The sequence below is a fragment of the Mesorhizobium sp. M2A.F.Ca.ET.039.01.1.1 genome (assembly GCF_003998035.1).
Lineage (GTDB): Bacteria > Pseudomonadota > Alphaproteobacteria > Rhizobiales > Rhizobiaceae > Mesorhizobium.
The window spans coordinates 1-6,867 of record NZ_RZRY01000336.1; the positions used below are offsets into that span (position 1 = coordinate 1).

6 protein-coding genes are annotated in these 6,867 nt (G+C 64.7%); all 6 read left to right on the top strand.

Annotated elements, in window-relative coordinates:
- The coding region (locus tag EOA24_RS41775; RefSeq protein WP_189354140.1) for a hypothetical protein at positions 1-1,038 on the top strand (1,038 nt) is incomplete at its 5' end.
- 24 nt (positions 1,039-1,062) lie between these two features.
- The gene (locus EOA24_RS22735; RefSeq protein ID WP_126083015.1) at positions 1,063-2,826 is read left to right on the top strand and encodes a phage/plasmid primase, P4 family; all 1,764 of its coding nucleotides are present in this window, start codon (positions 1,063-1,065) and stop codon (positions 2,824-2,826) included.
- 314 nt (positions 2,827-3,140) lie between these two features.
- The gene (locus EOA24_RS22740; RefSeq protein ID WP_127255576.1) at positions 3,141-3,977 is read left to right on the top strand and encodes a hypothetical protein; all 837 of its coding nucleotides are present in this window, start codon (positions 3,141-3,143) and stop codon (positions 3,975-3,977) included.
- A gap of 94 nt (positions 3,978-4,071) precedes the next feature.
- Positions 4,072-4,668 (top strand): phage tail protein, encoded by a 597-nt coding sequence (locus tag EOA24_RS22745; RefSeq protein WP_210211616.1) that lies wholly within the window; start codon positions 4,072-4,074, stop codon positions 4,666-4,668.
- 154 nt (positions 4,669-4,822) lie between these two features.
- Positions 4,823-5,410, top strand: a complete 588-nt coding sequence (locus EOA24_RS22750) for a hypothetical protein (RefSeq protein WP_126083013.1) — start codon at positions 4,823-4,825, stop codon at positions 5,408-5,410.
- Positions 5,407-6,867, top strand: a 1,461-nt coding sequence (locus EOA24_RS22755; protein ID WP_245501830.1) for a terminase gpA endonuclease subunit, incomplete at its 3' end; no start/stop codon positions are given. The genes EOA24_RS22750 and EOA24_RS22755, both read left to right, overlap by 4 nt.

The window sequence follows — 6,867 nt, forward strand, 5'->3', positions numbered from 1 at the left end:
GTACCGCACGAGGCGGAACAGGAAAGCGCGGAAGAACGAAACCAAAGGCTGGCGCGGATCGAGCTGCGCCGGCGGCAGAACCAAGCCGATGCCGCGACCCGGGCGGACAGCCAGGCTGATTTCCGCGAGAAGGAACGCAACAAGGCGCGCGGCATCTATCGGCCGCTGGCGCCGCTGCGCACGTCATCGTTGTCGTTCGGCCGCTTCTATCTCGGCCGGCGCTGCGCCGGCTATCCGGATGCCACCTGGCTGCGCGTCGGGTCCGACGTCACCTACTGGCACGGCCAGGACGAGCGCGGCGCTCCGATCGCGCTCTATTCCGGTCCGGCGATGGTAGCGCCCTTCATCGGCCCCGGCTTCGAGCTGATCGGCTGCCACATCACCTGGATCGACCTCGACCGTGCGCCGAAGTATCGACCGATCCTGTATGGGCTGACCAAGGAAGGGGAGAAAGCCGGGCTCGTGCCGTGGGCATTCGGCGATCCGGCACCATCGGCCGACGATCTCTCCGCCGGCCTCTACGAGCAGCTCGCAACCAAGAAGATGCGCGGCTCGAAGAAGGGCGCGCTGATCCCGATCGCCGGACATCCGGAAGCGCATCGCTGGGTCGGCGGCGAGGGGATCGAGAACGGCGTCGCCTTCGGCGAATGGGAGGGCTGGCGCGACGACAGCTTCTATTTCGCCGCCGGCGATCTCGGCAACCTGTCAGGCCCGGCCGAGGCCTCGTCGCGTTTCATGCACCCGACGCTGAAGAAACCCGACGTCAGAGGCGTGATGCGCCCGGTGATGATCGCGGGCTCGAAACCAAAGATCGACCAAGCGCCGGACGATGCGATGTGGGTCGGCGACCATGTCGACGAGCTCGTGCTGCTCGCCGACGGCGATTCCGAGCGGGTGATGACGGCGGCCGCGATGGCCCGGGCACGCAAGCGGCATCAGCGGCCCGAAGGTGAGCTGCAGAGGCTGATCCCGATCATCTGGCCGCGTTCTGGCTACGATTTTTCAAAAATGGCGGCGGAAGCCGAAGCGGGGACCTGAGTGGCAAAAAAGAAGAAGACTGGCATGCCCGACGAGGTCGCGGCCGTGCTCAAGGAAGCCCAGCGCCAGGCGGCCGCCTATGGCGACCCCGCACCCCTTTCCGGTGATGGCGTGACTGGTGCAGGTGATGACGAGGATGGCGAGCCCGGCACCGCGCCGAAGGATTTGAGCCAGGTCGACTGCAATATCGTGCGCCATTGCGCCGGCCTCGACCATTCCGACACGGACAACGCCGAAAGGCTACTCGCCCATTTCGGCGAGGACCTTTTAGTGCGCGCGCAATCCAAGGCCAGGCGGGCAGCCTTTGCAGTCTGGACCGGTACGCATTGGGATATCGAGACTGGCGAGCCCCGTGCCTTGGCGATCGCCCAGAATGTCGGCGGCCGCATCGCACTCGAGGTCGATTTCATCGAGCCGACCGAGGCGGAACGGCATGCGATCGAGAGCGGGCTGAAGGCCTGCAAGATCGCCGAGGAAGAGCGGACGCCCGCGCAGAAGCGGCTGGCGAAGCTGGCGGAAGCCGCGCAGGCGAATGTCGCCCGGCGGGTCAGCCGGCGAATGACCCATGCCGTGTCGTCGAAGAACAAGGCCAAGCTCGAAGCCATGCTTGCCTGCGCTGCGCCGCACATCCAGCGCGGCCCCGACGAGTTCAATGCCGACCCGCTGAAGGTTGCGCTGGCAAGCCACACGCTCTGCTTTCGCCGTACCCGCAAGCGTGTGCGCAATCCTGCCTATGACGATCCCGACGACAATCGCGAGGACGTGCCCGAATTCATCGAAGTGCCCGATGCCGAGCTGAAAGTCGTGGAAGGGCATCGACGCCAGGACATGATTACGCAGCGCGTGCCGGTGGAATACGACGCGCAAGCGACATGCCCGAAATGGGACGAGTTCGTACGCGACAAGCTGCCGATCGACGCCGTGCGCCGCATGGTGCAGGTGGCATCAGGCCTGGGGCTGGTCGGGCTGACGGTTCAAAAGCTGTTCTTCCACTACGGCAAGGGCGCCAACGGCAAATCCGTCTACATGGAAACGCTTTGCCGGCTGCTGGGCGAGGTGTCGGTCACGCTGCCTTCGGAGTCCTTCATCGGCGAAGGCAAGGCCGGCGGTGCGGCCAATCCCGATATGGCGCGGCTCTATGGCCGGCGTTTCCTACGCGTGAAGGAACTGCCTGAGGGCGAGGATCTGCGCGAGAACCTGGTCAAGGATCTGACCGGCGGCGAGCATTTCACCGTGCGCGACCTGTTCGAGGGCTATTTCGATTTCCGGCCGGTCTTCACCGGCCATATGTCGGGCAACGGCTATCCGCGCATCTCGGGCACGGACAACGGCATCTGGCGGCGCATGGCCGTCATCCACTGGTCGAAGATAATCGCCGAGGCGGACCAGCGCGAGTTCGAGGAGGTGGTCTCGGAATTCGTGCCGGAATATCCGGGCATCCTGAACTGGCTGATCGAAGGCGTGCTGATCTTCCTTCGCGAGGGGCTTGTCATCCCCGACGCCGTGCGGCTGAAGACGCAGGAGTATCGCGACGAGATGGACCGCACATCAGCTTTTTGCGCGCGCTGCGTGGTGCCCGATCCGGCGGCCGAGCTGACCGCCAAGCAGTTCTACCAGGCCTATGTCGACTTCACCGTCGACGAGGGCGGCAAGCCGATCTCGCTGACCGCGTTCGGGCTGATCATGAAGAAGAAATACGAGCGGGTGGATGGGCGCATCGTCGTCTACCGCGGCGTGCGCCTGGTCGACGTGCCGGCGTCGCGCGTACCCGACCAGGAGGTGCGATGAGCCCCGTACCCCTCCGGGACGACAGAGAGCCCGCGCGGTGGCGGCAGTCGCGGGAGTTCGCGACACGGCGCGATACCCCGGTTAACGGCGATAAGGGAAACAAAAACAAAAGCTTGCGGCAGTCTGCACCAGTTTCAACGCACGTAATGGGCGAAGAGCGGGGCGAGGGGCAACGGAGCATTATGCAATGGCTCCAAAAAACTGTCGCTGGTGTCGCGTCCACGCCCAACCCTCTGGAATCGCTCGCTTCGAGCTTTGCTCTGACTACTGCCTGACTCTCTCAAAACCATCGCGAACTGCTGCAGGAAGAAGACATGAAGACGGTAACGATTGATGAGCTGCTGACCTGGGCCTTCGTGCATGAATTGCCGAAGGGCGGCGGTGTGGAAGGGCTGGACAATCCGCATTCGGCCTGGCGTTCCTTGCAGGCCTCTTCCTGGGGCAAGATCACCGGCTTTGGCGAGCTTGGCGCGCTGATCGACGGCGGCCGCAAGGACTACGAGAATTTCTGGCTCGAGCAGGGCGAGCCGCATGAGGATGCGGTAACCGTGGGCCGTGAAGTCGCAGCGCTGGCCGGGTGCGAGGTCGTGATCCCGGCCGGGTGGAATGCTTTGGCCGATTGGCCCGATACGCAGGGCCTGGCCGAACTCCATGTGGCGAGGGCAGTCGACCGCTACGGCAGACGGTCACGCGAGCAGCGCGGCGAGGGGATTGTTTCGCTGGTCGTCGGCACCGCGATCCTCGGCCGCGAGCCGGACTGGACGGCAGAGCCGTCGAAGATCCGATTGGCTGAACGTGCCGGTCGGCCGGCCTGGTTCGTCATGAAGCGGGTGACCGACGAGAACGGCCAGACTTTCGACATCGAGGTGCATGGCTATGACGAACGCGCCAAGCGGCCGGTCAGCGGCGCCTACCGGAAATACGAATTCTCCACCGACCCGGGCGGCGACATCATGGGCAGGCTCGATTATCAGATCTGGGTCGCGACGCTGCGCCGGCTGGAGGGCGAGCTTGACACGCAGCTGACCGCGCATCGGCTGGTGTTTTCCGATCGCTCGATAACGCCTTGGCTGGATGCGGACAGGCCGGGCGTCTGGCTGGCTGACAGGGCCGCCGCAGGCCACGTGAAAAAAACTGCCTCTGTCCGTTGACGCGCGTCAGAAACTTGACCTACCCTGAACACGGTAAAAAAGAACTGGCCCCGGCGCTCCTCGCGACCGGGGCTTTTCATTTCGGAGCGCGAGCGTGGCCGGCCTGCTGGAGATCAGGTGGGCCGATTTGTCTGGGCTGAAGCGGCTGGATAACGCGCTTGGCCGCCTGAGCGACCTGCAGCGCAGCGAAGTCCTGCGCCGCGCCGTCAACCACGTCGGCGACAGGCTGCGCACCAGGCTGACACGCGCGCTGTCCAAGCAAACCGGGCTGCCCTATCGCACCATCCGCAGGGCCATCAAGGTCGAGCGCCCCACCTACGGCAAGCTCGCCTATGTCATGCGCACGCAGGGCGGCGACGTCTCGCTCAAATACTTCAAGCCGCGCGAGACGCGGGCAGGGGTGAGCGCCTCGCCCTTCAGCAAGCGCCGGCTGTTCACCGGTGATTTCACGAAGGGTGGCCGCTTTCCAAATCGCGTTACTGCCAAAGGCCTGGGCGGTCACGTCTATGCGCCTGACCGATCATCAACCAGGTGGGGCCGGCCGGTCTCGTTCGTCGACTCAGGCGTGATCATCCCCGCCGAAATGCTCAAAGGCGACACCGCCCAGGAATTCACCGAATTCGCCAATCGCGAGCTGCCGCCGAGGGTGATGCACGAGATCACCTTCATGCTCCCCGGCTTCTTCGACTGACCGGACCGGCGACCGGAACCGACCCGCAGACATTAGGGACCGTACGCCACCCCTCGACCAGAGACGGGCAGACCGGCCCCTGGGTTTTTGCCAGTCGCACCAGTGGAAAAGTTGGGTTGTCAGGGTTGTCAGCGGCTTGAAGGAAGTTGTCTGAATGCCGCCTGAAGAGACTGTGATGGCGACGCCGGCGGACGTGGCGGCGCGGGATGGCGTGACGAAACAGGCCGTCACCAAGCTCGTGCGGCGCCTGGTTGAGGAGCACGACCTTCCTGTCGAGCGCGATGCGCGCGACCGCATCATGCGCTTCTCCTTGGCGCACTATGACCATTACCGCGGCGAGTTCGCGAGTTCCGAGAAGATCGCAGCTGCGCGCAAGGATGCGCCATCGGCTCCGCCGGTCAATTCCAGCACGTCGCGCGATGAGGCGCTTCGGCAGGAAGCCTGGCTGAAGGTCGGGCGCGAGAAACTGCGCCGGCAGGAGCATATCGGCCAACTCGTGCGCGCCGACCGCATGCGTGAGGCCCTGACGGTCTGCGGCCGAGAGATCCAGTCGAGCATCGCCCGCCTGCAGAACAAGGCCGATGATATGGCGCTGGCCGTTTCACGCGAGGGTTCGCACGGCCTGCGCGTTCTGCTTCGCCAGATCGCTTTCGACCTCAACACCGAGATCGCGGACCGCCTCGCGGGCATCGTTACGCAAGCGGCCGAGCACGACGAGGCGCTCGAGGACGAAGAGCTTTGAGCATCCACATTGGCCTCGGCCATCCGGGAGCCCTGCGCCTGGCCGGCTCGGCGCTAGCGGATGCGATCAGGCCGCGGCCGCCGGCACGTTTTCGCGAGTGGCTGCCGAAGAACATCATCCTGGTCGACGGGCCAAAGAAAGGAGAATTCTGGGCGCTCGACGACGCGCCATATCTCGGCGAGATCGCCGACTGCCTCAGCATCGAGCATCCCTGCAATCTAGTTACAGTGCGCAAGTCGCAGCAGACCGGCGTGTCGATCCTCGCTCTGGCCTGGGCGCTCTACATCGCCGACACCGCGCCGGACAACACAATCTACGGCCTGCCGTCGATCGACTTCCTGCAGGACATGAACAGCCAGAAGCTGCAGCCGCTTATCGAGGTCTGGCAGAAGGAAACCGGCAAGCAAGTCATCTTTCCCGCGGTCAGCCGATCCGGCGCGGGGTCCACGATCTACGAGAAGCGCTTCGCCGGGGGTTCGCTGATGCTGGCCAACGCCAACGTGGCGACGGACCTTTCGGGCAAGACGACGCGCTACGGCGTCAAGGACGAGGTCTCGAAGTGGCAGACCCATGTCACGGGCGACGATCCGGAGACCCTGTTCTTCGGCCGCTTCACGGCCTTCCGGCGCACGAAGTCCTACAAGATCTTCGAATTGTCGACGCCAGAGATCGACACAGGCGACGAGCTCGGCGACGCGCAGGGGCACTGCCGCATCGACCGCTCTTTCAAGCGCTCCGACCAGCGTTTCTGGAACATCGCCTGCGTCGAATGCAAAGGCGAGTTCGTCCAGTCGCATGACGGTTTCCACCTCGACAGGCAGCATCCGCACAAGAGCTTCTATGTCTGCCCGCATTGCGGACATATCGTCAGCGAGACGGAGCGTGTCATCGGCGTCCGCAACGGACGCTACGTCGCGACGCTCACCGGTCCCGACCGGCATCCCGGCTTCCACGTCGACGCCTTCATCTCGCTGATGATGAGCTACGAGGCGATCGCGGAAGACATTCTCAATCAGGCCAAGCCCGGCGGGCTCGGCGAAAAGGGCATCTTCAATCTGGTTTACGGCCTTCCCGCCAAGGTGAAGGGCAACGCGCCGGAATATGAGCGGCTGATGGAGCGTCGCGAGCCCTTCGCCGAAATGAGGGTTCCGGCGGATGGCCTCATCCTGGTCGCCGGCGCCGACGTACAGCACAATGGCATCTGGGCCGTCGTCGTCGCCTTCGGCGAGGACCGGCAGAGCTGGATGCTGGGCGTGCGCTTCTTCGAAGGCACGACCGACAATCCTGGCGAGGGTGCCTGGACAAAGCTCGACGAGTTCTTCGCCAAGCCGCTCGACGACGCCTTTGGCGGCCGGCGTCGGATCGAGGCTCTCGCGGTGGACGGCGGCGACGGCGGCCGCACCAACCAGGTGCTGGAGTGGTGCCGCCGCCGTCCACCGCGAGAGCCTCGATCCGAC

Coding starts and splice junctions, on each gene's coding strand:
- EOA24_RS22740 (WP_127255576.1), top strand. CDS start 3,141: ATGAAGACGGTAACGATTGATGAGCTGCTGACCTGGGCCTTCGTGCAT.
- EOA24_RS22735 (WP_126083015.1), top strand. CDS start 1,063: ATGCCCGACGAGGTCGCGGCCGTGCTCAAGGAAGCCCAGCGCCAGGCG.
- EOA24_RS22750 (WP_126083013.1), top strand. CDS start 4,823: ATGCCGCCTGAAGAGACTGTGATGGCGACGCCGGCGGACGTGGCGGCG.